Origin of the sequence: Mycobacterium sp. JS623 (assembly GCF_000328565.1) — a bacterium.
Lineage (GTDB): Bacteria > Actinomycetota > Actinomycetes > Mycobacteriales > Mycobacteriaceae > Mycobacterium.
The window spans coordinates 312,661-337,970 of the sequence record NC_019957.1 but is presented as its reverse complement, the minus strand read 5'-3'; the positions used below and the strand labels follow the sequence as shown (position 1 = coordinate 337,970).

Sequence of the window (25,310 nt, the reverse complement as noted above, 5' to 3'; positions counted from 1 at the left end):
TCTACGCGCTGGGGCGGATGGTCTGAGCCTTTGCTCACCGGATAGTCGACTCACACCCCGACAACCACGGAGGCCACCATGACCACCGACACCGTGCCCACAAACAGCGGCCCAACCGTTTTCGACGCTGGGCTGCCATCGATCGCTTATCTGCACGTACGCGACCCGTTCGAGGCGCACCACATCATCGCCGCAGCACGCCGCCGAGCGCCGATCGTGATCGGACCCTACGCCCCCGAGGTATTGACCTATGAGCTAGTGCGCACCGTGCTGCGCGACCCCAGATTCATCACCGCCCGCGGCCTTGGCCTTGACCTGCAGGGCGTGACCTCCGGCCCGCTGTGGGAGCGGGCAATCGCCAACATCCTCAGCCTCGACGGCGAAACGCACCATCGGCTGCGCCGACTGATCGCCAAGGCGTTCGCACCGCGCGGCGCAGAACGGATGCGCACGCTGGCCATCGAGGTCATCACCGAACTGATTGACCCGCTCACCGGACTCGGGCACTGCGACGTGGTCACCGACATCGCTCGGCGTTATCCGACGCCGATCATCTGCGCGCTGCTCGGTGCACCGCGAGAAGACTGGCCCCTTTTCGGCGCCTGGGCCGACGACATCAAGAAATTGTTCGACTGGAACATTGCCCAGGACGGGGCAGCGATCCTATCTGCCTGGCAGCAGCTCGACGCCTACCTCGAGGACATGATCACCCAGCGGCGTCACACCCTCACCGACGACATCATCTCGGATCTGATCCGCGCCGAAGACGACGGCGACCGCCTCACCCACGACGAGCTGCTCATGCTCGCCGCCACCCTGCTGGCCGCGGGCACCGACACCACCCGCAACCAGCTAGCCGCCGCGGTGCAAGTCCTCGCCGACCACCCCGACCAGTGGGCGCTGCTGGCCACGCATCCCGAACTGGCCCCCAACGCCGTTCACGAGCTGATGCGGTACTGCCCCATCATTTTCGCCGTCGGCCGCAAAGCCGCCCAAGACGTCGAACTGGCCGGGATCACCATCCCAGCTGGCACCGTGGTTTTGGCCAACACCGCTGCGGCCAACCGCGACCCCCTCGTATACCGCGACCCGGACAGCCTCGACATCACCCGCGACGATGCACCGGCCATAATGACCTTCGGCGGCGGCGCGCACTACTGCCTAGGCGCGCATCTGGCGCGAATCGAAATCACTGAAGCGCTCCGTGTCATCACTCAGCGCATGCCCAACCCACGCCGCGCGCATCCCGCGACCTGGAAGCCGATGACCGGAATCATCGGCCCAACCAGCGTGCCCCTCGAATTCGACGCTGGACGCTGAGCACGCCGCCGGCCACGACTGGCTAGGCGCGACGCCGGCTTTCCCCGCCCGAAGCGGTTGGAGGAGTTCTCCTTTGACGCCAACCCAGCCATCAACCCTGCAGTCGTCGGGCAATTGGCCAGCTGCGTTACCAGATAACTGATGCGAGTTGCCTTGCGTCACAGACGATTTCGCTTGCAATGGGGGCCTGAACGTTGACGCCGGTCACAGCCAAGACCGTCCGAGCTACCAGGCCAGGGTCCTCGACCATGGCGTCGTGACCGACGCCGGACAAAGTAATCCATGTCGTGCCGGGCAGACGTCCGCGTGCCCGCTTCCCGCAGGTCGCCCCAGCCGGGACAAGTCGATCACGTTCTGCCCACGCGAGAGTAGTGGGGCAGGGCTTGGGGTCTCACCGCCTTCAGGGCATCGCCTCAGCCCACGCGATATGGCCCTCGAAGCTAAGCGTTCTCGCCATATCGCGATAGCGATCCCGGAACTGTGCGTAAGCCCTGTCATCATCATGAGCCCGTGCTAGCAACGCCTGCAGGCGTAGCAGCCAGATGTCACGGATCACCGACCCATCAGCAGGCGCGGCCTCCAACTTGGCGATCGCCGCCTCCGCTTCGGCAATGTCACCGTCGGCACCACGCTCAAGCAAGGTCTCGACGAGCGCGCCTAGATAAGACGATCTCTCCGGCTTCGGGAGAGATGACCGATTCCGATCGATTCTCGGTCATTGGCGGTGAATAAACGGTGACCCGGAAGTCTTGGTGAGAATTCAGGGCGCCTCGATCCGCTGAGCGGCCTGGACCCGCGCTTCGGCGGCGCGGTTTGACTTCTTGCGTCGGAAGTCGCCTGCCGTTGCCGCCCACGGCGCAATTGCGGCCTGGCCGCAGGCCGGCCCAGCGGAGCATCTGGGCTACGTCACCGCAGGCGACGATCGGTGCGAATCCCACGAACAGCCTTGCATGCCCGGGACATACGCAGTCTGTGTGTTGACTGCCATCTCGATGTGATGGTGTGCCCGGCTCAGCGCCGTATGTCATCGTTCCGCTATGGTCCTGACGCCCGTCCAGTACGTCATGCGCAAGCTGCCGCACATCACCGCACTCTTCTGGGCGATGAAGATCCTCGCCACCACCCTGGGCGAGACCGCCGGTGACTACTTCGCCCAGACACTGGGGCTGGGCACCCTTCGTGCCGCGATCCTACTTCTCGCCATCTTCCTCGTTGCCGTGACAATCCAGTTGCGCGCCAAACGGTTTCACCCGGCGCTGTTCTGGACGGTCGTCGTGCTCACCAGCACCGCAGGCACCACCATCTCGGACTTCATCAACTACACATCACACCTGGGGCAGGCCACTGGTGCGCTGATTCTGGGTAGCGGACTGGCTGTCGTGCTGCTGATGTGGTGGCGCAGCGGCCAGACCCTCAACGTCGAGAACCTTGCAACGCTCACCGGTGAGGTGCTGTTCTGGATCGCCGTCGTGTTCTCCAACAGCCTGGGCACCTCCACCGGCGACTACCTCTCCGGCGGGCTGAACGTGGGACTGCGGCCGGCAGCGCTGATCCTGACCGCTGCCATGTTGGCGCTGTTGGCCGCGCACTACTTCACCAGCATCGACAGCATGCTGCTGTTCTGGATCGCCTTCATCCTGACCCGGCCGTGGGGCGCCGTGGTCGGCAACATCTTGAGCAAGAGCCGCGATCACGGCGGACTGAACTGGGGTAACGCCGGCGCCTCCGCGGTGCTCATCGCCGGACTGGTGGTCTTGGTGATCTACCAGACTCTCGACATCCGCCGCCATCCACTGGAGCCTTTGCCGATGCCACTTAACCGCCAGACCGGGCAGCCACAACGGCCCAACGGGGAAGTCATCATCGTCGCGCCAGCCTGAGGCGGTGCATCAGGAAGTCGGGCGCTTGGCGAGGTCGACTACCTCTTCGGGCGACAGCGGATTCGGCGGGCGGTAGGAGAGACATCACGGCGCGACGATGCGACGGACGGCTTCGCCTTCGATCGCGACGTAGAAATTGCCCGAACGCAGCCGGCTGATGTCGGGCATCAGCCGGCCCTTCGCCCGCGCCATCTCCTGCGCGGAGGCGATCTGCGCGGGCGCACTGAGCAGTCCGTAGAACTGGGTGACCGCGTTGCCGGGGATCTTCGTGCGTTCTCACGTTGGAGTTGTGTTCCAGAGCCAAGCTTTTGGGGCCCCGGTCGCAGTCGGTGGCGGTGTAGGCAGAGCGCGATGATGAGAAACTCGACCCGTCCTACCCCGTCCACGTCTGTTCCTGGCGGAACACCACCATCGCGATGTCGATGACGCGCGCGCCGGCGGTGATCCGCACCGTGTTCTCCGAGGTCTGATGGAACAACACGCCCACGGGCCGCTGATGGAGTGGGTATCACGCGCTGTCTCGATTCGCGCCCCGGATTCGAGTATTTCGTTGTGAGTCAGCGTAGCGTCGAGGTGTTACGCGGCAGAGCGCGATTCGCAAGACTTGCAGACGGCTATGCGGTGCCTGATGACGGGCAGGGGCCTTCGGACGACGGTGTTTAACGGCGTGCGGCGACGGTCGCGGTTGCGTTGCACGAACCGCTGACGCCTGCAAGCCGGACTGACCTGAACCAAGGAACCGCGGCAAGCCAGCGCGCGCTGGTGATGATTCCGCGCGGTACCCGCACCAGCGAAACAAGCGAAAACTCTAGCCATACATTCTTCCCGCTCACGCAGCATAAATTGCGCGAACGTAACCCCATCAGCCAACTAGTAAAGCGCCTTAAGTGATTTAAATTACTAACGGCGAAAATAATTTCATTTGAGTTGCTCCGGCCTGCGCACCGACGAATTCCGTAAAGGCCGTCAACCTCAAGCGACATCGGCGCGACCTCCATATGAAATTCGTCCTGAAACCATTTTCTATCGAGCGTCAATATCGTAAAACTAAGCATGCAGGAGTCACACGACACGATGAGAGCACCGAGGCGGTGAACCAATGAGCAGTACCGACCAATCCCCAACCATCAGCCCTGCTAGCGACATCTACCAGACGTTCGACTTCGGCTATGACCCGACCGTCGAGGAACCGATAACGCCCGCCGTGCCGCCCCGGCTTGCAGAGTTGCCGCCGGCAGCATCGGTCAATACCGAATGGTTGCCACCGGTCGGGAAGCAGACCGTCCCCAATTGTTTCGTCTGGTCATCGGTGTACGGCGCGACGACATTCTGGGCTGCGCAGAGCAGCGGCGTTGCCCCGACGTCACCGGACCGGCAGGCGGCGCCCGACTACACCTACATCCAAGTGGAAATGCAAAACGACATCGCGGCGGGCACTTGCCAGGGTGGGAAAATCACTGACTGCATGGGTTGGGTGGAAAAGAACGACGGCACCGCGTCACTGGCGGCCGCCCCCAATCTCAGCGCCTGCGGGGCTAACTGGAGCGCGTACGGGCCGGGCTCGCAGCCCATCCCGCCCGAGGCGATATTCGACCTCCCCGAGGTCGACGCGACCGAGCTCAAGGGCCCTGATGGCCTGCGGAATCTGCGGACGGTCATCGCCTCAGGTATGCCGCTTGCCTACGGCACGTTCCTTTACACCGACTTCCTGTCGTATAACGGCAGCCCCGACCCGTACGTCGGCAACGGCATCTGGCTGATCAACGAGAAGACCAAGCAGCGTGCCGGCCACTGCATGCTGATCATCGCCTACGACAACACGAAAGAAGCGGTGCTGATCCAGAACAGCATGGGCACCTCCTGGGGTAGTGATGGGTTCATGTGGATGGCCTACTCGACTCTGCAGACCACCGCCCAGGGACTGGGCTTCTACATCCCGGCCGGCTCGTAGTCGCGGGCGGCACACACGCGCGCTCCCCGTAGCTCGTCGAGATAGATGACGAATTCGTCGAAGTCGATGAGTTCGACCATCTGCCCCGGCTGCCCGCGCGGTATGAGCCGGGCCTCTGAAGTGTTGCGGGGCAACAGCTCTGTAGCCTCCAGCGCGTTGCCGAATTGGCGCCCGGTCGTCTTGTCGTCGAGACCCGCGGCGTAGGACTGGTGGCTGCGGGTGGTCTTGCCGGCCCAGAACGCCGCGGACTCCATCACGTCGCGTTCGTGTGAGCCGTAGAACACCAGCGACGCGGGTGTCACATCGCGGATCGCCTTGCCTTGCAGCGGACCGTACACCGCGTCCGGCTGCGAACCGGCTTGTGCGGCAAAGCAGATGGAGCAGCCCAGGCCGCGGGACTCGGCCAGATACTGCGGCAGGCGCGGGATGGGGGTGTTGGTGATCTCATCAAGGAATAGCCCGATGCGGGTGAACTCCTCCCACTGCGCGACCTTGGTGCGCTGTCGGTTGATCAGCTGATCCATCAACACGATCGCCTGCGCGGCGACGGTCCAATCGACGGGAGTCAACAGGTACAGCGTGGCGGCCGGGTCGTCGAAGAAGGATAGGTCCAGCCCAGGGTGAGGCCGGTCGCGGCGCGCGGTCAGCAGCCAGGCTGTCAGCACCTTGGTCATGGTCATCTTCACCGAGTCCCGTTGTTTGGGCTCCATGTCCAGCACCGAACGCACCCGCGCCTGCAGCAGGTGGTCTTGTGACCAGGCTGCGGCGTGCGCCCACCCCGGCGCGGTGACGATTTGATACCCGCCGCTACCCGCGGCGGTGTCGACGTTCTCCGAAGCCTGCAATGTCCAGTCCATCCCCCGCCCGGTGGCCTGTGGACTGGCGGCGTACAGCAGGCACGTCAACGGCGCCAACGCCAGCTGATCCCACGGTCCGGTATCGCCACCGGTACGAAACGCGGTGCCCGCCTACGGTCAGTACTGACGGGACGCGTTGGGAGATGGTGCGGCCCAAGTCAACATCCGGCAATATTCCCGGGCCGCCGTCGCCTGTTTGCCAGCTCTGGGGATCCATTTCGGCGGATGATTGGCCTGTGTCCTTTCGTTTTGCGGATAACGTTGCACGAGAAGCTGTTTGACCACCCGAAGAGCACCGCTCCCAGGTGACTCCCAGCCTTCCACTGTTTTCACGATTTTGCTGTCGGGTGTGGTAGTTATTGCTGCGGCAATTTCATTACCAGCTAGGGGGCCGCGGTGGCGGGTCGGCACAGTGCGCAGAGAACATCGAGGACACACCCTCAACGTGGCAAGGGCCGTCACCAGAAGACTAAGCAGCGCCTCGAGCCGTATCAGTGGTTGGGCGCCGGGGCAGTAGCGCTTGGTCTGGGTGCTGCTCTGGTCAATGGGTCAGGTTTTGCCCATGCCGACGACACTGGTTCGGCGCCCTCCTCGACTTCACCGAACGGCAGCGGCTCCTCGGACGCCGCGCGGACAACGGGCATTTCCACACCAGGTGGTGAGTCCGACGGCAAAAACGCCGGACCATCGACTGGTTCGTCGACCACCACCCACGAATCCCCGAAGAGCACTCTGTCCGCCAGCGGCGGCAACACCGGATCCACTACGACAGCCAACGCGGCAGCGGCCACCACGACCAGTGGCACCTCGCATTCCAATGCGACCGCTGGGACGAGTTCTCTTAACGCCACAGCGAATTCCGCGCCGACGGATTCGACGGCTACGGTCGGCTCGTCGACAACCACCACTTCGCCGTCGGAGCCGTCATCGAGTTCGAACACTTCGCCGAGCACGTCGACGGTTGAAACATCGTCGCCTACAACCTCGAAGAGCGCTGCGGCGTCGTCGCACACCGCCGAGACGTTAACCGCCACCGGCATAGCCTCGCTGGTCAGTCACCAAACCGTCGCGCCCGTGCCCTCATCCACCTCCTCCGCTTCCACCACGGTGGCGAGTGTTTCTGCGGCCAGCTCGGGCAGCACCTCGTCGACGGGTACTATGCCGACGGCGAATACGCCGGTGTCCACGCCCGCTCCTGTCGCCGCACCGGCGAGCGTGGCTGCCGCATCGCAGGCCGTTGCGCCGTCGTCGCCGAGCCTGCAGAGCCTGGCTGCGTCGGTGCTCACGGGCCTGTTCGGCGGGTTCGATCCCACCCAACCGGGTGCTCCAGCCGCACCCCTCACGCCGAACCCGCTCAGTGACGCTCTACTAGCCGCCTACCGGCAAACCCAAACCGGCTCCGCGATCCCGGCCACCGCTGCGAGCACCACCAGTCGCGTCGCCGCACCAACAGCGACCACTGACCTCACCGTCGCCAACACCATCCCCGTCGACCCCTACCAAATCGCACTGAGCCCCGACGGCAAAACGCTCTACGGCACCAGCGCCCCTTATGCGGTCAACTCGTCAGGTCAGCCCCAGGGGTTCATCGAGGTCGTCGACACCTCCACCAACACCCAGGTCGGCGCACCGATCCCCGTCGGCCAGGTCGCAAATGGTGTGGCGGTCAACCCGGTGACAAACCGCGTATACGTGACCGCACTGAATCCGTTCACCGTCAACGTCAACGGACAACACCTAACGGGGGCCACCGATTCGTTGGTCGTGATCGACCCAACAACCAGCAAGGTTATCGACACCATCCCGCTGACATCACTGACCGGGACACGGCTCACCGAAACGACACCGTCGTCTGCTCAGAACGTTGCGGTCAGCCCCGACGGCAGCCGCGTCTACGTTGCAGACACCACATACACCGTGGACCTTGCGAACCCGTTTAACCACACCTTCCAACCCTCGGTCTACGTCTTCGACACCACGACCAACACCCAAGTCGGTGCACCGATACCGATCGGGCCGTCGACCAACCCGCCGAGTTCCACGCCGTCTGCCAGCCAAATATTGGTCAGTCCGTCAGGTGACCGCCTGTACGTAACCACTGTTTCACGATCCGACATCAACAATCAGCTGGCTGCCACGCAGACGATCTACACCGTCAACCCGTCGACCGGAGCGACGGTCGGCACTCCCATCGTGCTCGACAACGGCTTGGCCGGGAGCGGCGCGGGTATGGCGCTGAGCCCCAATGGCAAGAAGCTCTACGTCGAAACCGTTCCCGCCAGTGCACTTACGACCTCACCGACTACCCCACCGACCCAGCCGCAAAGCGCCACTGTGCTGACTTATGACACCGCTACCGGACAACAGATCGGCACGCCGATCACCATCACCGGGTTTGGGCCGATGACGGTCAGTCCGGATGGCAAGACGCTTTACGTCGCCGACGTCTCAGACTCCCGCACCGGTCAAAGCGCCACCTTCCAACCCGTTCCAAGCGTGCCGAGTCAAACGGTGTACCTGGGCAGTGTGACTGGCTACGACTCCAACGCCGGCGCGGTAGTCAGCAACCCAGTCACCGTCGGCGTGATGCCGACATCCCTGGCGGTCAACTCCGCGGGCACCAAGCTCTATGTCGCCAACAGCGACAACACGATTTCGGTCATCAACATCACCCCAGCCACCACAAGTACTGGCAACCCGCTGGAGTTGGTGAGCAGTCTCGTTATAGGGCTCAGCAGCTTCGTCCAGGCCGCCACCACCGATTTTGGGGTGTTTCTAGGCAGCGTAGTCACAGCAGCAAACCGCTTCGTCCAGACGGCGAACACCAGCGTCGTTAACACGGTCGTACCGCAAGTGACGACGCAAGTGACGACGCAGGTGAACTCGGACGTGCACGCGGTCGCCGACGGAATCAGTTCCTTCGCAACACAAGTCGAAAACTTCTTTGGTTCGCTTCTTCCGCACGGCAGCCCGGGAGGTTCCTCGTCGAGTAGCGGTGGAAGTTCCGGCGGTTCCGGAAGCGGCAGCCACCCCGGCGATGTGCTTGGCAAGGCACTCGAAAACGGGGTCTCCGTCCTCAGCGGCGTGGTCGACGATCTCATCAAGACGACTGGTCAGGACTATGCTGCGGCGTTCAACGTGTCACCTCAAGTCGGCGAACTCCTTAAGAGGGCCGTACCTTTGGTCACCGGTGTGATCGACTTGGTTCAAGGTGGGTTTGACCTTCGCTCAGGGCATCAGATCACCGGCCCGCTGAAGATCGCCTCCGGCCTTCTGTCGTCGGCCGCTGGTATCGCCTTCTTCCTACCCTTCGTGCCCGGTGCGGAGGTCGTCGCGGCCGCGACCAAGGCCGCGTCGTTAGGCATCGACACATTGGTCTTGGTGCTCAACGCTGTCGATCCCAGGCTGTAACGCAGACAGCCGAATTGCGTTAGCGGGCACGCGACAACTCTGCACTGAGTACCTGTTCGCTCCCCTGTCACCCAGCCGCGGCACCGCCGCCAGGAGAGGAAATGAAAGCCACTCCACTGCACCGGTAACACGCAGATACGTCACCCGTTTTCGCATTAGGAAAGCTAATGCTACGGCGAATTATTAGCTCTGTTCACCGCCCCAGCTTTCCTTGCCGTCACAACGACGAGTCCCAGATCCTCGGCTCATTGGCCGACCGCTTCGCGCGGGGCATACGCGTCGCACTTGTCACCGGTGTCGCGCTATCGCCGCGTCAGCAAGTCATGGATAACATTCGTTATGCATGAGTAACGCCGCCGTATTCATCGGATGAACCAGCACCCGTCCGCCCCCAAGATCCGTCGCTGGAACCGCCTTTGAGTCCGAAAGGTGTTGGTAGATAAACTAGTTAATGTCGTCGACGGGGAGTGCCAATCGGGGCCATGCGTGCCTGAGCCCGCAATATCGGCGCCCCGCTGATAGCAGTCGCGGGCGTGTTGGACAAGGGGCACCTACAAAAATTCTCAAACTGGTGTCATAAAAGACATCGAGATGACGTCCTAATTGAGACTGCGACAAGGGTTTTGAGAAACTACTGTAGCTTCTCATTTCCGATGTCATATTGCGATCCCCTGACCTGGGGGGATGTAAGTTGTCTCAGGGCGTGTCATCTGCGTTTTGTCTCAAGCTCGTGTCATTTTTCCCGAGACCGCGGATGGTCGCCCATCGATGACGCACGTAGAGGCCGTTTCTCTGTTGGCCTGATATCGTTGATGACACGAAAGTGAGACTAGGACAAGGGTTTTGAGACCCGACAGGGTTGGAGGATCTCACATCAAGTGTCATCCGCCGATCCCTTGAACTGCGGCGATGCCGGTTGTCTCACACGCTGTCATCGAGCCCTTGTCTCAAACTCGTGTCATTTTTTCAGCACCCATCAGAAGCTACGCCGACAGTCCTGCCGTTCTGGGCGAACGTCATCGCGCCTTCGCGCAATTCCATCACGTCAGCCGACTTCGAGGGGGAGCTCGGGGTGGCTCGTCCATTCCTGTAGCGAGCCGTCGTAGACCGCCACGTCGGACTCGCCCAACAGGGTCAGCGCGAGCGCGTCACTTGTGGCCGAGATCCCGACACCGCAGTAAGTGACCTTGCGACCCGGTCGGGACAGAACGTCGGCGAAGATCTTGCGGAGTTCTCCGACCGACTTGTACGTGCCGTCGGCCTGGTTGAGCAGTGCGTCCATAAACACGTTGAGGCTGCCCGGGATGTGGCCGGCACGGGCGAAGTTGTTGGTCTCGACGGCGTGGTGGTCCTGCGGCGAGAGGCTGTTGATCAGGCAGGCGCCGGAACCGGTAGCGACCACCTTCTTGACCTCCTCGAGTTCGGCGAAAAAGCGCGGACGCGCCTCGCCGACGAACTCGGCCCCCGGGTAGCTATCCGCGCCGGTTGTGATCGGCCGCCCCTCAGCGGTCCACTTCCGCAAACCACCGTCGAGCACCGCGACGTTGTCAAAACCGTTGGCACGCAACAGCCACCATACTCGGGTCGCCCAGTGCACCTCGCGCGCATAGACCACCACCCGACTGAGCGGGCCGATGCCCAGCCGGCCGGCCGCCACCGCGAACCGCGCCGGGGACGGCTTGCTGAGCGCGCCCCCGTCGGGCTCGGATAGATCCTCGATGATGTCAGCGAACGCCGCGCCCGGAATATGTGCGGCAAGGTAGTCGTCGCGCCCGGGGCGCAGGCTCCACCCGACGGTGCTGCCAGACTCGGGCCCGGCCAGGTGCGCAGTCGCGTCCAGTACCCGCAGATCCGCGTCGCCAAGGTGGTTTGCGAGCCAGTCGGTGGACACCAGCGGGGTCGGCAGGATCGGTCGACTCGTCATCACGTCACTCAGTCAGAGGGATCGATTGTCTACTGGGGAAGCTGGAGTTTTTCCGGACGAATTCCGCGATGGCGGTGCCGATCTCGTCGGGGCTGTCCTCGGGGATGTATTGGGTTCCGTTGACGGTGGTCTCGGTCAGGTTGGGCCAGGTCCTGATGAGCTCGCGGATGGGTCCGCGCACGATGAAGCCCGGTTCGGCATTGATGAACAGCTTGGGCATATTGCTTTCGGCCAGCCAGCTGCTGTAGGCGTTGATCACCGCGACGACGTCGGCCGGCTCGCCGTCGATCGGAATGTTGCGCGGCCACGACAGGGTGGGGCGGCGGTCTTCACCGGGTTTGGCGACGGCGCCCGGTAGTGGTCCATTTCTTCGTCGCTGAGCCGGCGCTGTATCCGGGAGGGCAGCACAGCCTCGATGAACAGGTTCTGCTCCAGCACCATCCGCTCGCCCTCGGGGGACCGAAGGCGTGCAAACGCCTCCCGGAAGTCGCTGGGGAAATCCGCGGACGTCCTCGGGGTGACTATGGCTTCCATGAACGCGATGCCCCGTACCCGGCCGCGGTGCTGGTTGGCCCAGTCGAAACCCAGCACTGAACCCCAGTCGTGCAGTACCAGTGTCACGTTGTCGCCGAGATCCAGTGCGTCCCACAGCGCGAACAGATAGTCGCGCTGTTCGGCGTAGTGGTAGCGGTCCGGGCCCGACGGGTGCAGCTTGTCCGATCCGCCCATCCCGATCAGATCGCAGGCCACCAGCCGGCCCAGCTGCTCCAGGTGTGGCATCACATTGCGCCACAGATACGACGACGTCGGGTTGCCGTGCGCGAAGACGATCGCGTCGCCCTGGCCCTCATCGACGTAGGCCATCCGCTTACCGTTGACGTTGCGGTATCGCAAGTGCCCGTAGGGTTTTGCCCCAACCATGATCAGCCTCCTCGTTGTTTTCGTCGGGTTCGGTTCGGTGCTTGAGCCCACGATCGCTCGCTGCAGCCACACTGCCGAGTCCTGCGCGCCTTCCCGCGGAGATGATCCCGGGGGTGTCGATCACCGCAACCCGAGGACATCTCCTGGACAGCAGCGAAGGTGTGGCGCGATCAACCTCGTTCCACGGCGCAGGTTCGGCATGGTTCACGGCGCACGTCGAGGTGTCCCGCAGTCGAGTCGCGCGCCAGTCAGCGATTCTGATAGCTGCCAGAGCCGTTGTCCTAGTTCTGTGTTGGTGCCGATCTTCGACGACTTGACGATGCTGGGGAATCCGCGTAGTTGCTGAAAGCCCTTGGGGCCGATGAATGTTCCTCCGGGGATGTCCTGGGTGGCGGCGAACAGAGTGGGCAGGATGCCCTGATCGACGCCGTGGCCCACGATGCGTGAACCGATGTCGAGTAAGAGTCCCGATGCGCCCGCGACGTGGCCGAAGAGTCCGGTGCGCACAACTCCGGGGTGCGCGGCGACCGACAAGATTTGGCTACCGCAGGCCGAAAGCTGACGCTGCAGTTCGCGTGCGAACAGTAGGTTCGCCAGTTTGGAGTCTTTGTAGGCCTGGCTGCTGTTGTAGGGGCGCCGCAGCCAGTTGGGGTCGTCGAGGTTCAGTTTGGCGCCACGGTGGAGGGAGGAGCTTAGTGTGACGATGCGGCCGCGGATCTGGGGCAGCAGCAGATTTGTCAGTGCGAAGTGGCCGAGGTGGTTGGTACCGAATTGCAGTTCGAAGCCGTCGGGGGTGCGGGTTTCAGGTACCTGCATGATGCCGGCGTTGTTGATCAGGACATCGATGGGTTGCTGCCATGACGATGCGAAGGCACGCACCGACGACAGGGAACTCAGATCGAGTTCGCGGACCTCGGTGTCTCCCGTCATCCCTTTCGCCACGGCCCGTCCTTTGACGGGGTGGCGGACGGCCAGCACGACGTGTGCGCCTGCGTGGGCTAGCGCGTCGGCGGTGGCTTTGCCCAGCCCGCTTGTGGCGCCGGTGACAATGAACGTTTTGCCGGTCAAGTCGGGCAGTAGTGCTGCAGACCAGTTCGTGAGGGTCATGCGGGACTCCTTGAGAAGGTTCGGTTATGTGGTGGTGGGCGGGGCACCACGGCACCGCCACCGCGCCGGCCGGCGCGACGTCTCAGAGAGCTGGGGCGACCCGAAACACTGGATACTCGTCGACGATGCGCGCGAAGTCGCCCAGTGGCGCCCGGCGGGTGATCGGAAAGAATGGGCGGGCGCCGGCTGAGATCTCAAGGTATCGGCGCAATATCGCGGCGCGATTACTCGAGAAGTCCTCCACCACGGACACGTTTTCGCGCTTGCCCCGCTGCAAAACAGCATGATTGTCGGCGCGCAGGTTGCGCACCCAGTTCGTTTGGTCGCCCATCATGGCGACCAGGTAGCGCTCACCCTCGTAGTCGACGACAACGATGGGAAACGAGATCTTGCGCCCGGTCTTGCGGCCTCGCACCTCGATGGTGGCGGCTTGGCTGGGTCCGATGCCCGCGGCAAAGGCGATGCCGAGCAAGCCGCTTAAGACCTTTGCCGACCGATTTGGGCGCCCGTCGCGGAACTGCCACCGCTGAAACGCACTCACCGCCCCCCGCATCACACGAGCCTTCCGTTAGCGGCTACGACGGGGGTTGCGTTGGCGTTCTTGACGGTCATCGACCTGTCTGTCCGAGCCGACATGAGCAGGGCCGACATGGTGCTGGCACGCCTCGTCACACCGGTGGGCATGAGTATCTCGAGGCGAGTCAGTCCGCTGCAGGGTGGGTTCTCGGCGAGGAATTGATCAAGATCGGTATCGGTGCGTTTGTGCATCTCGATTCTCCTTGGTTGCGGTGCTCGTGCCGTTGGGGGAAGTCAGAGTTGGTAGAACGTCCACACCTCCATATGTGTCGATCACCCCGGCCTGCGCGGATGTCGAGATAGCGCCGGATTCTTGGATCACAGTCCAGACTGTAATCCCAGTCTGGATCAAAGTCCACACTGTAATCTCGACTCTGATCGAGATCGTGGCTTATGATTGGTCGCATGAGGAGGCCACCGTCCAAGCTGGTCGAGCGACTGGTCGGGGTGAGCGAGGAGGTGCTGCGCCCGGACCCGGCACTTCGGCTGGAGGACATCGCCGCACTGATTGGCTCAGCTCGCGCAACGCTGTACTACCACTTCTCTGGCCGCGACGACCTGGTCGCGTTCCTCCTGGAAGAGAACCTGCGCGTGGCGGCCGAGACCATTGAGCTCGCCATCACAACCCCTGGGCCACCAGTCGTCCAGCTGCGCTCAGCGATAACCGCGCTCGTCGGGTTCCTCGGCGAGCAGCCCGGAGTATGCGCCGGCCTGCTCTCCTTCGCGGGAGCCACCGGACGACTGGGAACCCTGATGGCCGCCAAGGACGCGAAGCTGGCCACGCCGCTTCGAAAGCTCCTCGACGAGGGCGCCGCCACCGACCAATTCACGTTCAGCGACTCTCGCGACGCTGCCAACGCCATCCTGGGGGCTGCAATGATCGCTAACCTCACCCGCTGGGAAGATGGCCGCGACACCCAAGATCCCGAGTTTCAGCAGGCACTAACAGACCAACTCGTCAGAAGCGTCGCACGTGCCTGAACAAGCGCGCCCCAAAGGGCAATAGGGCGGATACGGTGCCCAACGCCGGATGACCAAACGGGCCCGTCCGCCTTCGAGGCGACGAGGTTGTGGGTTCGAAGCCCGCCAGCCCGACGGCCCGGGGTCGGGGTCGGAGCCCACTTCGGTTACCAGTGGGTCGTTGTTGTCCAACTCGATCTATCGTTTCGATGATCAAGCCGCGCCTCCGCCGACTGCAGCGCGAACGAAAACCTCAGGCTGTCGTGCCATGACTACCTCCGCCGAGGCCTCCAGGCCCCACCGTGGCGGATCAAGACGTTGAGCGCCAACGTATCCGGCAACTGCGCGTAGATCGCATGTGACCGCAGCGGTGCCCGTCCGCCCGGAATCGACACGTTGGCGATACCACGCCACGACCCACACGCTGTCAGGACCGTGCCGACCACCGCCAGCGCCACGCTGCGACATGCGAGCCGCCCGATCGAGATGCTCCGTAGCCGCTTCACTGTCCCTGTCTTTCAGCTGGGTAGCTGCCGGGCCGGTGCCGACACGGGGGCTCCTAAGCTGGGCGGAGGCCCGGGAGCCACACCCGGCGCCGGCACCGGCGGCGGACCGGGCTGCATACACCACGGCGGCGGCAACGGGTTGTTCTCGCTGTAGGCGTCCGGCGGGCCTGGCAGGTTGCCGCCGGCCGGCGCCCCGAACGCGGGCGGAGCCTGCGGTATCGCAGCGTCGGGTCCGCCCATCAACTCCGAAGCGACTCTGGCGCCAGCATATTCGCGGTGAACGGCTGCACGTCGACACCCTGCATGCCTGGCGCCGTGACCCAGCCCGGCTCGTGGTTGCCGTGCGAGAACAAGGTATCGCGGGAGAAGATACCGGGCACCGTGGTGTCCTTGTAGCCCCCCGGCGGTTGCAGACGCGGCTCTGAGTACGCGATCTCCTTGGGCAGCGTCATCGCGGTGTTGAACTCATTGATACCGATCGGCGGGTAGTTCAACTTGATCGCGTCCAGGATCGGCGCCAGGTAATGCCGGAGGCTTCCGATCCCCGGCGCTTAGTCATGTGCACGTACGACAACACTCGTAAATTGTTCCCCGCAGTTCTATTTCCGTTCACCCGGCACTCGTTGTGTATCCCGTTAGATGCCTCACGACAGACTTTTCATAGTGATCGGAGTTCGGATGGGCATGCGTCGCGTCGGAGCCGTGGCTGCGGCGGTCTGCGTGGCGGCCGCGGGCGCGGGCTGTACGAGTGGACATGGTGGGCCCGGCACCGCCAAACCCGCGGAGAAGCACGTGGTGCTGGTATCGATCGACGGGATGCACGAATCCGATCTCACCGGATTCGTTGCCGCACACCCACAATCGGTGTTGGCGAAGCTGACCGAGCGAGGCGTGCACTACTCCGCGGCGCAGACACCGATCCCCAGCGATTCGTTTCCCGGACTGCTCGCTCAAGTCACCGGCGGAATGCCCAAGACCACCGGCGTGTACTACGACGACAGCTACGCCCACGACCTCGTCGAGGCTGGCACGACCAACTGTGCCGGTGCGAAACCCGGTGCCGCGGTGAGCTTCACCGAGGAGCTCGACAAGGACATCACCAAGATCGACGGAGGCCAAGGCCTGCCCAACCTGCCCGACGGGGTTCTGCAAATGACGCCAGACCCGACCCAGGTGATCGATCCAGCCAAACTGCCGGTGGACCCCACGAGCTGTAGGCCGCTGACCCCTGGCGCCTACCTCAAGGTCAACACCGTGTTCTCCGTCATCCACGACGCCGGACATCGCACCGCGTGGAGCGACAAGCACCCCGCCTACGCCATCCTCAACGGGCCTGGCGCCACCACGATCGACGATCTGTTCACCCCCGAGGTCGACAGCAGCCCCGCAGGCACCAGCGACGGCGATACCTGGGTCGACGACAACAACCTGACTCAGCGGTACGACACGTTCAAGGTCGACTCCGTGATCAACGAGATTGGCGGAAAGGATCATTCAGGCACACGGCAAGCCGACGTGCCCGCACTTCTCGGTATGAACTTCCAATCGGTATCCACAGCCGAGAAGCTCGCCACCTCCGGCAACCAACCGGGCGGCTACGGCCCCGACGGACACACCCCAGGCCCCGTCCTTGCGTCCGCACTCGGCTACGTCGACAGTCAAATCGGGCGCATCGTCGACGCGATCGATCACGCCGGAATCACCGATACCACCACCGTCATCGTCTCCGCCAAACACGGCCAAGCACCGATGCAGCCGCAGACCCTGACCCGTATCGACGACGGCCCAATCATCGATGACATCAACACCGCATGGGCCGCGAGCCACCCCGACACCCCCAAGTTGATCACGCATTCGGTCAACGACGACGCCATGATCATGTGGTTCGCCGACCGTTCCCCTCAGGCCGCCACCTTCGTCAAAGACCGCCTAGCATCCCGCACCGGGGTTGGCTACGACATCACGGGGAAACCCAAACCGTTCACCGCATCTGGCACCGACAAGATTTACGCCGGGGCGGACGCCGCGGCCTTCTTCGGCACCATCCCAACCGATCCACGCGTCCCCGATCTCTACGCAAGCACCCTCCCTGGAACCGTGTATACCTCGAAGACCAAGATCGCCGAACACGGCGGACTCGCCCCTGCCGATCGGAACGTGCTCCTCATCGTTACGGGACCGGGCATCACCCACCGCGACGACACCACGACTGTCAGCACCGCCCAGATCGCGCCCACCATCCTCAACCGACTCGACCTCGACCCGCAAAAGCTCCAAGCTGTCGCCATCGAACACACCCAAGCCCTGCCAGGGACATGAGCAGGCGGCGCGGCAGGGCCGTCAAATATCGCCGCAGTCGACGACACCCCGTGAGCATGCATCTGGCGCCGTTCGCGCGGTGGCGCCGCAGGGGCACGCAGCCTACGCCGGGTACCTCGCTCGGTGGGCGCCGCGCCCTCGCCGGACAGTCCGCGACAAGCGGGCCGCGGCCCACGTGCTCGCCGGCCTGTCTTCAGTGCGCGTAGGTGCGGCGATCGGGCCGCTCGACTGGCGAGTTGGAAGCCCACATCCTCACGAGGAACCGTATCGACGGTCCTTTGGCTCACCTAATGCCGCGGCAGCGCACCGACATGCCGCTGCTTCCTCGAACGAGTCACCGAATTTCGAGAATCTCACCTTGATGTCCAATTGGACGTCGGGTGGACATTTGGAAGGAGAATTGGACATAAAACTTGAGTAGCCACAACGGCCGACGACCTCCTACTGTAGGTTCCAAAATCGCGTGTCATCTCTCGATTCCCTGACCTGCAGCGATGCAGGTTGTCTCACGCGATGTCATCCGGGTTTCGTCTCAAATTCGTGCCATTTCTCCGGAGTGGCCGGACTGAAGGTTCAATCGGAAGTACGGGATGCCACGTGCGGCTCAGACGGGCGACTGCGGTTTCGTCACGTGACTCCCGTTCGCCTGCTCGGTAGCAACGGGCCGACGCCACCGCGCAACGTCGTTGAGACCGCCCCGTAAAGACGAAGGTAATCGGATTGATCTTTCGCCGATGTGCAAGCACTGGTGGCCGCCGCATCATCTCAGCCTCGGTCGTCGGGTTGGGTAGCGCGCCCCGCGGTGCTCCGATCGGCGTGATCGGTACGGTCGGAACGTGGACATCTCGTGCGCATTCGCGACGTCATCTGACAGCCCGGCGCATGTGGCATTAGCCGAAATGCTGGGCTACAGGCGAGCGTGGCTTTATGACTCTCCGGCCCTGGCGGCCGACGTGTGGATGGTGCTCAGCCGATGCGCGGAGCGCACGTCGCGCATCGGCCTAGGGCCAGGTGTGCTGGTGCCCAGCCTGCGCCATCCCATGGTTAACGCCGCCGCCATCGCCGAGCTTGTGGATCAAGCACCGGGCCGGGTTGTGGTGGCAATCGGCTCAGGCTTTACGGGTCGGCTAACACTGGGCAAGCGGCCGATGCCGTGGCGGCAGGTCGCCGACTACATCCGTTGCCTGAAGGCACTTCTCGCCGGCGAGACCGCGGATTGGGAGGGGGCCAAGATCCGCATGCTGCAGCTGCCCGGCTTCGGGGCTGAGCGACCCATTGATGTGCCGATCCTGATCGGGGCCGACGGCCCGAAGGGGCTGGCCGTGGCGGCCGAGTTGGCCGACGGCGTTTTCTCGGCGGCCCGACCTCAACCTGAAGCGGCGGGCGTAACCGATTGGCGGGCGCTGTTGTCCTTCGGCACGGTGCTCGACGAGGGCGAGGACCTGAACTCGCCGCGGGTCATCGACGCCGCCGGACCTGCCGCGGTCGTGCTGTATCACGCGAGCTATGAGCGCGGCGGCGCGGCCGCCGTCGACGCGCTACCGGGCGGGCGGGCATGGCGAGAGGCGATCGAGGCGTACCCCGAAAGTGAGCGACATCTCGTCATCCACGAGGGGCATCTGATCAAGGCGAACCCCCGTGACGAGCCGCACGTCGCTGAGCTCATGGCGTTTGCCAGCTCCATGGGGTTGACCGGCACAGCTGAGCAAGTGTCGGACAAGATCGCCGGAATGGCTGCGTTGGGAGTCACCGAGGTGGTGTACCAGCCGGCCGGATCCGACATTGGGCGCGAGCTCCGCGCCTTCGCGTCTGCCGCTGGCCTTCCGAGCCCCAACTGAGCCCATTCCGTGCGCTAGCTTTCCAGTGCCTTCGCGCAGCTGGCGAGGACAGCGAGGAAACTCCAGCGCAGCAGCCGACGGCTGACCGCCTCCATCAGCTTGCCTCCGGCGTAAGCAGGGTGCGTGTAGCTGGTCTGCCAGTCGACGTGCGTGCCGTCGGTCGACGGAGTGAACGTCAGTGTGCCGCCCTCGTGATCGAAGGGCGGGAATGAGCGCACGACGCGGTAGGAGTAGGCGCGCGGCCGATCGTGGGCCGTGATCTGTTCGCGAAACCACCCGCCAAACCCGATCGCCTCTCGCCGCGCGCCCACTTTCACCCAACGGACCGTGAGGATCACCGGAGCGGCGGTCAAGTTGGCCGGATCAACTAGCCAGTCGAAGACGCGTTCCGGAGATGCGGCGATCGTGCGATCAACGTGAAACTCGACCATGACACCTCCCGAGTTTCGCAAATGACATGCGGGCGGTGGCCGACACCGCCCGCACTACCCAGTCCGCGCTGCGGAGATGGGCAGAGCCCGTGCCGCTCACGTGGAGGCCTGAAGGGCGGCGAGGATCGGCGCGCTGTCGAAGATGTTGCGGCTGTAGGTGATCTTGCCGTCCTTGACGGTGACCCACTCGGCACCGGGAGCGCTTTTTACCGGCCCGGTTTCGGTGTCGTACATGACGAGCGCGGTGTCATCGTCACCGAAGGCGGCGATCATTGTCGAGCCGGTGAGGATCTGCAGGAACGGGCCCTGGAAACCGCGGTAGGCCTCGGCGCCCTGCAGCCGGCCAGCTGGCGTGTCGCAGACGAAGTCGTCGGCGATGTAGCTCATGGCCGTGTCCAGGTCGTGACTGGTCCAGGCCTGGTAGTAGGCCAGCCAGGTGCGCAGCGCGGGACTCGCGATATCCGTCATGGCTATCTTCCTTTCGTTATGGATGATCTGTTCGCGATTCTATACTAAGTACGCTACGTTGTACGCATAGTGACTGTCAATACGCTACGTTGTACGCATGCCGACGGTTAAGAAGCGCCCGGGCCGCAAACGAGGTGAGGTCACGGCTGATGACGTGGTCGCCGCCGCCATCGACATCGTCGACCGAGAAGGGGTCGACGCGTTGACCATCCGGCGTGTCGCCGAGGCGTGCGGGCTCAGCCCGATGGGGGTCTATCGCCACGTCCGAGACAAAGACGATCTGCTCGACCAGGCCGTTGACGCTGTTCTCGGACCGGGTCTTCGGGATCTCGACGCCGGCGGCTCCTGGGACCAGCAAGTGGCCGACCTGTTCCGGCATCTGCGGCGGCTCCTGCTCGAGCATCCCGGCATTGCCGTACTTTGTGTGCTGCGGCCCACGCCGGTCATCGGCGTCGCCCGCTTCTACGCCCGAATGCTTGCCGCACTCGCCGAGGGCGGGTTCACGGGCACCGAGGCCGTGCACGCCTTCGACACCTTGTTGATGTTCACGTTCGGATCGGTGCTCTGGGAAATCCCGCGCACCACCGATGTTCGTGTTCGCGAACGGCTCATCCCCATCGCGATCGGCGATGAGGCGGCGACCCAGATCATCGAGCGAGCCAATGAACTCAGCCAGCGTGACCCCACCGAGTATTTCGAAGCCGGCCTCAACGCCATCCTCGACGGACTCCGGGCCAGCCGCGAAAGCTAGACGGCGCCTGCGCCCCCCAACGTCCAGACATGCGCCCATCCCGGATCGACTGTGCGGCAACGAGATTCCTGCTCACCGCCGCCCGCAGCTCGTTTGGGCGCAGATGGTATGGGAGTCACACGTGAATGTCTGGGTGAGCGGTTCCCCCTCACCGCCCCACGGTGGTGGCAACGAATTGGGTGAGTAGCTTGCCGACCATTTCAGGCTGCTCGGCGTGAACCCAGTGCCCGGCGGTGCCCAGCGTGTGCAATATGGCGCCCTCAAAACGCGGCATCACTCCGGCGCGGATCACTTCGAGGGTGCTCACGGGATCCGCCCCGCCGCTGATGACCAGTACCGGCCCGGAAAAGGTCGACGGTTCTTGTCCCTGCGGTACCCCGAAGTTCCACAGATCAACGAGCCCGGGAATCGCGTCGGCCGCGATCTGTGCGCCCGCTTCGCTGATACGGACCAACTCCTGCTCCGGGAAATGCGGGCTCGCCTGCAGACGCAGTGCGCGCTGCGCGGCAGCGCTGCCGCCGACACTCTTGAACGGCGCAACCGCCGCCTCGGGCAGATGCGCACCTGCCAGCGGCATCGGGGTCAGAAGGGCCAACGCGACGACTCTGCCCGGGCGTTCGACGGCCGCCAATTCAGCGACCAGGGTGCCGATGCTGTGCCCAACCAGCACGACCGGTCCGCTGAGTCCGTCGATCAACTCGATCACATCGTTGGCATAGCGGCCCAGGGTGTAGGGCCCGGCCTCCTGCGGGCGCCCGCTCATGCCGGCCAGGTCGACGGCGCGGGACTCGCTGTCGGACACATGAAGCGCCGCGATCAACGGGCGCCAAACCGCTGCGTCGTCGAGGAATCCGTGGACAAACACAAACGTCGGCGGGCTCTTCTGCTGCGAGTTCACGATGAAACTTCCTTGCTGCTATGTGGGTTCACGATGAAACTTCCTTCGCTCGGGCGCTGGCAACGGCCCCGCCACGATTCGCGCTGAGCAATGACCTTGGGGCGAAGCTGCAATTGCTGTGCGTGGATTCAGATTTCGTAGATCGCGTCGTATTCGACCGTCGCGAGGTTCTCGACGACGAAGGGCAGGGCGTTGTCGATTCGTTCTCGGACGGCGTCGATGCTGGGTCCCTCGGCGAGCAGATAGAACCCTGGCCCTTCGGAGCGCCGGTATGCAGATCTGACGACACCCTCGGCCTTGAGATCTCCCAGTACCCGCATCTCGTCGTCAATAACGCGTGGTGTCAGTGCATCTGGACGAATCATCGAACCTTTGCCAATGACGATCATGTGTTCCTCTCCTATCAGGCATGGACGTGGAATCCGAAATTCGAACCAGCTGGTCAGCCCACGGTGATCGACTTCATCGCTCTCCTCGATCCAGTCGTCGGACTGCGGCGGCCGGTCAACGATGCCGATGGCCACGGCGACCACGTCGTCAGCGGTGACCTCGCCGCGTTCGCGGCCCGTGGGCTCCTTGACAGGCGCCCTGCGTACAATGTAGTGTACTAAGTACGAGATCGTCAACAGATCTCCGTAGCGAGAGGAAAATAGCCATGACAAACACCGCGGAGCAGAACAAGGCGCTGGTCCTGGAGGCGTTCGACACGTTGTTCAACCGGCGGGATTACGCTGCGGCGCAACGGTTCTGGTCTCCTGACTACATTCAGCACAGCGCGCACATCGAGCCGGGCCGAGACGGTCTGTTCAACCTGGTCAAAAACGCACCGGCGGAGATGCACTACGAGAACGCGCTGATCATCGCCGACGGCGACTATGTGATGGCCCACGGCCGGTTATCCAACACCGGCTTGGCGGCCAGCTGGATCGCCGTGGACATCGTGCGTCTGGAAGACGGGGTGTTCGCCGAACACTGGGATGTGCTGCAGTTCGAGGCCACCGCCGAGGAATCCAAAAGCGGGCTACCGATGTTCGGCGACAGTTTCCCGACCCGGGCCTGACGCGGCGCCGGCCACGATGCGCCCAGTGCACGAGCCGTGCCCGGTGAGCACATCGCGACCGCCCACATGGGCTGTGGCTTCGCATTACAACGTTGCGACGCATCGCCTGGGCGGCCGCACAAACGCACTCCGCATAAGCACGTCCACCACACCACACGACAATTGGAGGATCAACTGATGGCACGATTGGCTGGCAAGGCCGCCATGATCACCGGCGGCAGCAGCGGTATCGGGCTGGCGACCGCACAGCGGTTCGTCGATGAAGGCGCCCATGTCTTCATCGTGGGCCGCCGCCAAAGCGAATTGGACAAGGCCAAAGCGCTGATCGGCGACGGCGTGAGCACCCTCGCCGGCGACGTCACGGTCAACGCGGATCTGGACCGGCTGTTCGCGACCGTCCTGGCGGAGCAGGGCGGGCTGGACATTCTGCTGGCGGGCTCGGGACGGGTGGAGCCCGAGGAGCTGGGCAACATCACCGAAGAGAACTTCGATGCCACCTTCGACCTCAACGCCCGCGCAACGCTATTCACGGTGCAAAAGGCGCTCCCACTGATGCGGACCGGCGCTTCGGTCATTCTGATCGGCTCGGTCGCAGACTCCTTGGGCGTGCCCGGCAACACCACCTACAGCGCCACCAAGGCCGCCCTGCGTTCCTATGTCCGGACCTGGACTCGCGAGTTCACCGACCGCGGCATCCGATTCAACACCCTGAGTCCGGGCCCGATCGACACCCCCATGATCGACAGCACCGCCGACCCGGACGCGACCAGAGCGGCGTTCGTGGCGGCGATTCCCCTCAACCGGATGGGCCGCCCCGAAGAAATCGCCGCCGCCGCCCTGTTTTTGGCCTCCGACGACAGCAGTTTCGTGGCCGGAACCGAACTCAGCGTCGATGGCGGCATGGCACAGGTCTAACGACCGCACCCGCCTCTTCACCTCGGCTCACTCTGCGGTGCAGAGGCTTTGGATCAGTTCAGCGAAGGAGGCGTGATGTCACTCGACGCGCCGCGCTCGGGCGCCGCCATCGACATCCGGCACAGCGTCGTGCAGGTCAACGGAGCCCCGATGCGCCTCGCTGAAGCCGGGACCGGTCCGCTTGTCTTGCTGCTGCACGGCTTCCCGGAATGCTGGTATTCGTGGCGCCACCAACTGCGGGCGCTCGCCGAGGCCGGCTTCCGCGCCGTGGCACCCAACCAGCGCGGCTACCCGGGTACCCACACCCCAGCCGCTGTCGCCGACTACACGATGCTGCACCTGGTCAGCGACGTGGTCGGGCTCATCGGCGCGCTCGGTGAGCCCAACGCCACGGTGATCGGTCACGACTGGGGCGCACCGGTCGCCTGGTACACCGCCCTGCTGCGCCCGGATCTGGTCCGCGGCGTGGGCGGGCTCAGCGTGCCGTTTTCCGCACGCGCCCCGGTGCCCGACCTGAGCGCCGCACGGCAGCGCTACGGTGACACCTTTTACTGGTTCTATCTTCAGCACCGGGGCGCCGAGAAAGACTTCGAGTCCGATCTGAGCGGGGCGTTTCGGCGCATCCTGTTCGGCCTCTCCGGCGACAACCCCGAAGTCCGGCGGCTGCTGATCCCGCACGGGCAGCGCTTTTTCGACGGGTGGATCAACCCCGAGCAGCTACCCGCCTGGCTGACCGAGCGCGATATCGCCGCCTACATCGAAGAGTTCGCCAGGGCTGACTTCTTCGGGCCGCTGAACTGGTATCGCAACCTCGACTACAACTGGGCACTCGTCGCACCCTGGGACGGCGCCCAGATCACCCCACCCGCGATGTTTCTGGCCGGCGACCGCGACCCGGTGATCTCCGCCTACGACACCTCCACATTGGAGCACTCGCTGCGCGGACTGATCCCCAACCTGCGTCGCTTCGAGCTGGTGCCCGACGCCGGGCACTGGATCCAGCAAGAACGCGTGCAGCTCACCAACGCCGCACTGGTCGAGTTCGCAAGGGCCACATGACAAACCGATCTACGCGCGTTCCGACCGGCAACCACTGCCAACGCGCTCGCCGTCCGCACTAGTCGCTACGGCAGCAGGCGACCGGCGGAATTGTCCGGCCGGGCCAGCAGCAACGCAAAGAACACTGGCACGTCTGACAGGAAGCGTCACCTTCAGAA

21 protein-coding genes and 4 pseudogenes are annotated in these 25,310 nt (G+C 64.0%); 12 read left to right on the top strand and 13 right to left on the bottom strand.

The window, feature by feature from the left end; all coding sequences use genetic code 11:
- The first annotated feature begins 78 nt into the window (after positions 1–78).
- From MYCSM_RS32815 to MYCSM_RS32805, 3 genes and pseudogenes are all read left to right on the top strand, one after another.
- Positions 79–1,320, top strand: coding sequence for a cytochrome P450 (locus MYCSM_RS32815; protein ID WP_015297827.1), 1,242 nt, complete (start codon positions 79–81; stop codon positions 1,318–1,320).
- 24 nt (positions 1,321–1,344) lie between these two features.
- Positions 1,345–1,446 (top strand): annotated as a pseudogene (locus tag MYCSM_RS38625) (IS21-like element helper ATPase IstB); the annotation flags it as partial.
- Positions 1,447–2,357: 911 nt separating this feature from the next.
- Entirely contained in the window at positions 2,358–3,200 is an 843-nt protein-coding gene (locus MYCSM_RS32805) for a COG4705 family protein (RefSeq protein ID WP_015297826.1), read from the top strand.
- Positions 3,201–3,209: 9 nt separating this feature from the next.
- Here MYCSM_RS32805 and MYCSM_RS38620 read toward each other — a convergent pair.
- Positions 3,210–3,464: pseudogene (locus MYCSM_RS38620) on the bottom strand (hypothetical protein); the annotation flags it as partial.
- 835 nt (positions 3,465–4,299) lie between these two features.
- On the opposite strand from MYCSM_RS38620, the gene MYCSM_RS32800 reads away from it, so the two are divergent.
- Positions 4,300–5,151: a C1 family peptidase gene (locus tag MYCSM_RS32800; RefSeq protein ID WP_015297825.1), complete on the top strand. Its 852-nt coding sequence runs from the start codon at positions 4,300–4,302 to the stop codon at positions 5,149–5,151.
- Here MYCSM_RS32800 and MYCSM_RS32795 read toward each other — a convergent pair.
- From MYCSM_RS32795 to MYCSM_RS38800, 3 genes are all read right to left on the bottom strand, one after another.
- Positions 5,130–6,056, bottom strand: coding sequence for a TraM recognition domain-containing protein (locus MYCSM_RS32795; RefSeq protein ID WP_232425877.1), 927 nt, complete (start codon positions 6,054–6,056; stop codon positions 5,130–5,132). The genes MYCSM_RS32800 and MYCSM_RS32795 overlap by 22 nt on opposite strands.
- Before the next feature lie 443 nt (positions 6,057–6,499).
- Complete coding sequence (locus MYCSM_RS38615) at positions 6,500–7,048, bottom strand: hypothetical protein (protein WP_041315784.1); 549 nt, start codon at positions 7,046–7,048, stop codon at positions 6,500–6,502.
- Between the two features lie 15 nt (positions 7,049–7,063).
- Positions 7,064–7,195 carry a hypothetical protein gene (locus MYCSM_RS38800; RefSeq protein WP_257720715.1) on the bottom strand — a complete coding sequence of 44 codons (132 nt, stop codon included), beginning with the start codon at positions 7,193–7,195 and terminating at the stop codon, positions 7,064–7,066.
- Between MYCSM_RS38800 and MYCSM_RS32785 the strand changes: the two genes are divergently transcribed.
- Positions 7,188–9,419 (top strand): YncE family protein, encoded by a 2,232-nt coding sequence (locus MYCSM_RS32785; protein WP_232425876.1) that lies wholly within the window; start codon positions 7,188–7,190, stop codon positions 9,417–9,419. The two genes, MYCSM_RS38800 and MYCSM_RS32785, sit on opposite strands and share 8 nt — an antisense overlap.
- Before the next feature lie 1,045 nt (positions 9,420–10,464).
- Here the strand turns inward: MYCSM_RS32785 and MYCSM_RS32780 are convergent.
- The 4 genes and pseudogenes from MYCSM_RS32780 to MYCSM_RS32765 form a co-directional block, all read right to left on the bottom strand.
- Positions 10,465–11,343 carry a sulfurtransferase gene (locus MYCSM_RS32780; protein WP_015297820.1) on the bottom strand — a complete coding sequence of 293 codons (879 nt, stop codon included), beginning with the start codon at positions 11,341–11,343 and terminating at the stop codon, positions 10,465–10,467.
- A 4-nt stretch (positions 11,344–11,347) separates the two neighbouring features.
- Positions 11,348–12,264: pseudogene (locus MYCSM_RS32775) on the bottom strand (haloalkane dehalogenase).
- A gap of 204 nt (positions 12,265–12,468) precedes the next feature.
- Entirely contained in the window at positions 12,469–13,371 is a 903-nt protein-coding gene (locus MYCSM_RS32770) for an oxidoreductase (RefSeq protein ID WP_015297819.1), read from the bottom strand.
- Positions 13,372–13,453: 82 nt separating this feature from the next.
- A complete protein-coding gene (locus MYCSM_RS32765) occupies positions 13,454–13,924 on the bottom strand; it encodes a nitroreductase/quinone reductase family protein (RefSeq protein WP_015297818.1) in 471 nt (156 codons plus the stop codon).
- Between the two features lie 428 nt (positions 13,925–14,352).
- On the opposite strand from MYCSM_RS32765, the gene MYCSM_RS32755 reads away from it, so the two are divergent.
- Entirely contained in the window at positions 14,353–14,928 is a 576-nt protein-coding gene (locus tag MYCSM_RS32755; RefSeq protein WP_041315780.1) for a TetR/AcrR family transcriptional regulator, read from the top strand.
- A 497-nt stretch (positions 14,929–15,425) separates the two neighbouring features.
- Here the strand turns inward: MYCSM_RS32755 and MYCSM_RS36495 are convergent.
- Positions 15,426–15,937 (bottom strand): annotated as a pseudogene (locus MYCSM_RS36495) (mammalian cell entry protein); the annotation flags it as partial.
- A gap of 154 nt (positions 15,938–16,091) precedes the next feature.
- Here MYCSM_RS36495 and MYCSM_RS32745 point away from each other — a divergent pair.
- Together MYCSM_RS32745 and MYCSM_RS32740 are read left to right on the top strand one after the other, a co-directional pair.
- Positions 16,092–17,732, top strand: coding sequence for an alkaline phosphatase family protein (locus tag MYCSM_RS32745; protein WP_015297814.1), 1,641 nt, complete (start codon positions 16,092–16,094; stop codon positions 17,730–17,732).
- Between the two features lie 836 nt (positions 17,733–18,568).
- Positions 18,569–19,570 (top strand): LLM class flavin-dependent oxidoreductase, encoded by a 1,002-nt coding sequence (locus tag MYCSM_RS32740; RefSeq protein ID WP_015297813.1) that lies wholly within the window; start codon positions 18,569–18,571, stop codon positions 19,568–19,570.
- A 14-nt stretch (positions 19,571–19,584) separates the two neighbouring features.
- On the opposite strand, the gene MYCSM_RS32735 is transcribed toward MYCSM_RS32740, so the two are convergent.
- Entirely contained in the window at positions 19,585–20,001 is a 417-nt protein-coding gene (locus MYCSM_RS32735) for an SRPBCC family protein (protein WP_015297812.1), read from the bottom strand.
- Positions 20,002–20,097: 96 nt separating this feature from the next.
- Positions 20,098–20,469, bottom strand: a complete 372-nt coding sequence (locus MYCSM_RS32730) for a nuclear transport factor 2 family protein (protein WP_015297811.1) — start codon at positions 20,467–20,469, stop codon at positions 20,098–20,100.
- 97 nt (positions 20,470–20,566) lie between these two features.
- On the opposite strand from MYCSM_RS32730, the gene MYCSM_RS35530 reads away from it, so the two are divergent.
- Entirely contained in the window at positions 20,567–21,220 is a 654-nt protein-coding gene (locus tag MYCSM_RS35530) for a TetR/AcrR family transcriptional regulator (RefSeq protein WP_015297810.1), read from the top strand.
- A 148-nt stretch (positions 21,221–21,368) separates the two neighbouring features.
- Here MYCSM_RS35530 and MYCSM_RS32720 read toward each other — a convergent pair whose 3' ends face one another.
- Together MYCSM_RS32720 and MYCSM_RS32715 are read right to left on the bottom strand one after the other, a co-directional pair.
- The gene (locus MYCSM_RS32720) at positions 21,369–22,118 is read right to left on the bottom strand and encodes an alpha/beta fold hydrolase (protein WP_015297809.1); all 750 of its coding nucleotides are present in this window, start codon (positions 22,116–22,118) and stop codon (positions 21,369–21,371) included.
- Between the two features lie 128 nt (positions 22,119–22,246).
- On the bottom strand, positions 22,247–22,744 hold the full coding sequence (locus MYCSM_RS32715; RefSeq protein ID WP_015297808.1) for a hypothetical protein: 498 nt from the start codon (positions 22,742–22,744) through the stop codon (positions 22,247–22,249).
- Between the two features lie 29 nt (positions 22,745–22,773).
- Between MYCSM_RS32715 and MYCSM_RS32710 the strand changes: the two genes are divergently transcribed.
- From MYCSM_RS32710 to MYCSM_RS32700, 3 genes are all read left to right on the top strand, one after another.
- Positions 22,774–23,178, top strand: coding sequence for a nuclear transport factor 2 family protein (locus MYCSM_RS32710; RefSeq protein ID WP_015297807.1), 405 nt, complete (start codon positions 22,774–22,776; stop codon positions 23,176–23,178).
- A gap of 177 nt (positions 23,179–23,355) precedes the next feature.
- Complete coding sequence (locus tag MYCSM_RS32705; RefSeq protein ID WP_015297806.1) at positions 23,356–24,093, top strand: SDR family NAD(P)-dependent oxidoreductase; 738 nt, start codon at positions 23,356–23,358, stop codon at positions 24,091–24,093.
- 75 nt (positions 24,094–24,168) lie between these two features.
- Positions 24,169–25,152 (top strand): alpha/beta fold hydrolase, encoded by a 984-nt coding sequence (locus tag MYCSM_RS32700; protein ID WP_015297805.1) that lies wholly within the window; start codon positions 24,169–24,171, stop codon positions 25,150–25,152.
- The last annotated feature ends 158 nt before the right edge of the window (positions 25,153–25,310 follow it).

Bases quoted from the DNA above. Each gene is read 5' to 3' on its own strand.
- MYCSM_RS32805 (WP_015297826.1), top strand. From the start codon at position 2,358: ATGGTCCTGACGCCCGTCCAGTACGTCATGCGCAAGCTGCCGCACATC.
- MYCSM_RS32770 (WP_015297819.1), bottom strand. From the start codon at position 13,371: ATGACCCTCACGAACTGGTCTGCAGCACTACTGCCCGACTTGACCGGC.
- MYCSM_RS32765 (WP_015297818.1), bottom strand. From the start codon at position 13,924: ATGCGGGGGGCGGTGAGTGCGTTTCAGCGGTGGCAGTTCCGCGACGGG.
- MYCSM_RS32815 (WP_015297827.1), top strand. From the start codon at position 79: ATGACCACCGACACCGTGCCCACAAACAGCGGCCCAACCGTTTTCGAC.
- MYCSM_RS32800 (WP_015297825.1), top strand. From the start codon at position 4,300: ATGAGCAGTACCGACCAATCCCCAACCATCAGCCCTGCTAGCGACATC.
- MYCSM_RS32755 (WP_041315780.1), top strand. From the start codon at position 14,353: ATGAGGAGGCCACCGTCCAAGCTGGTCGAGCGACTGGTCGGGGTGAGC.
- MYCSM_RS32710 (WP_015297807.1), top strand. From the start codon at position 22,774: ATGACAAACACCGCGGAGCAGAACAAGGCGCTGGTCCTGGAGGCGTTC.
- MYCSM_RS32745 (WP_015297814.1), top strand. From the start codon at position 16,092: ATGGGCATGCGTCGCGTCGGAGCCGTGGCTGCGGCGGTCTGCGTGGCG.
- MYCSM_RS32700 (WP_015297805.1), top strand. From the start codon at position 24,169: ATGTCACTCGACGCGCCGCGCTCGGGCGCCGCCATCGACATCCGGCAC.
- MYCSM_RS32780 (WP_015297820.1), bottom strand. From the start codon at position 11,343: ATGACGAGTCGACCGATCCTGCCGACCCCGCTGGTGTCCACCGACTGG.
- MYCSM_RS32705 (WP_015297806.1), top strand. From the start codon at position 23,356: ATGGCACGATTGGCTGGCAAGGCCGCCATGATCACCGGCGGCAGCAGC.
- MYCSM_RS38615 (WP_041315784.1), bottom strand. From the start codon at position 7,048: ATGCCGGTGGCGGTTAACGTCTCGGCGGTGTGCGACGACGCCGCAGCG.
- MYCSM_RS32730 (WP_015297811.1), bottom strand. From the start codon at position 20,469: ATGACGGATATCGCGAGTCCCGCGCTGCGCACCTGGCTGGCCTACTAC.
- MYCSM_RS35530 (WP_015297810.1), top strand. From the start codon at position 20,567: ATGCCGACGGTTAAGAAGCGCCCGGGCCGCAAACGAGGTGAGGTCACG.
- MYCSM_RS32735 (WP_015297812.1), bottom strand. From the start codon at position 20,001: ATGGTCGAGTTTCACGTTGATCGCACGATCGCCGCATCTCCGGAACGC.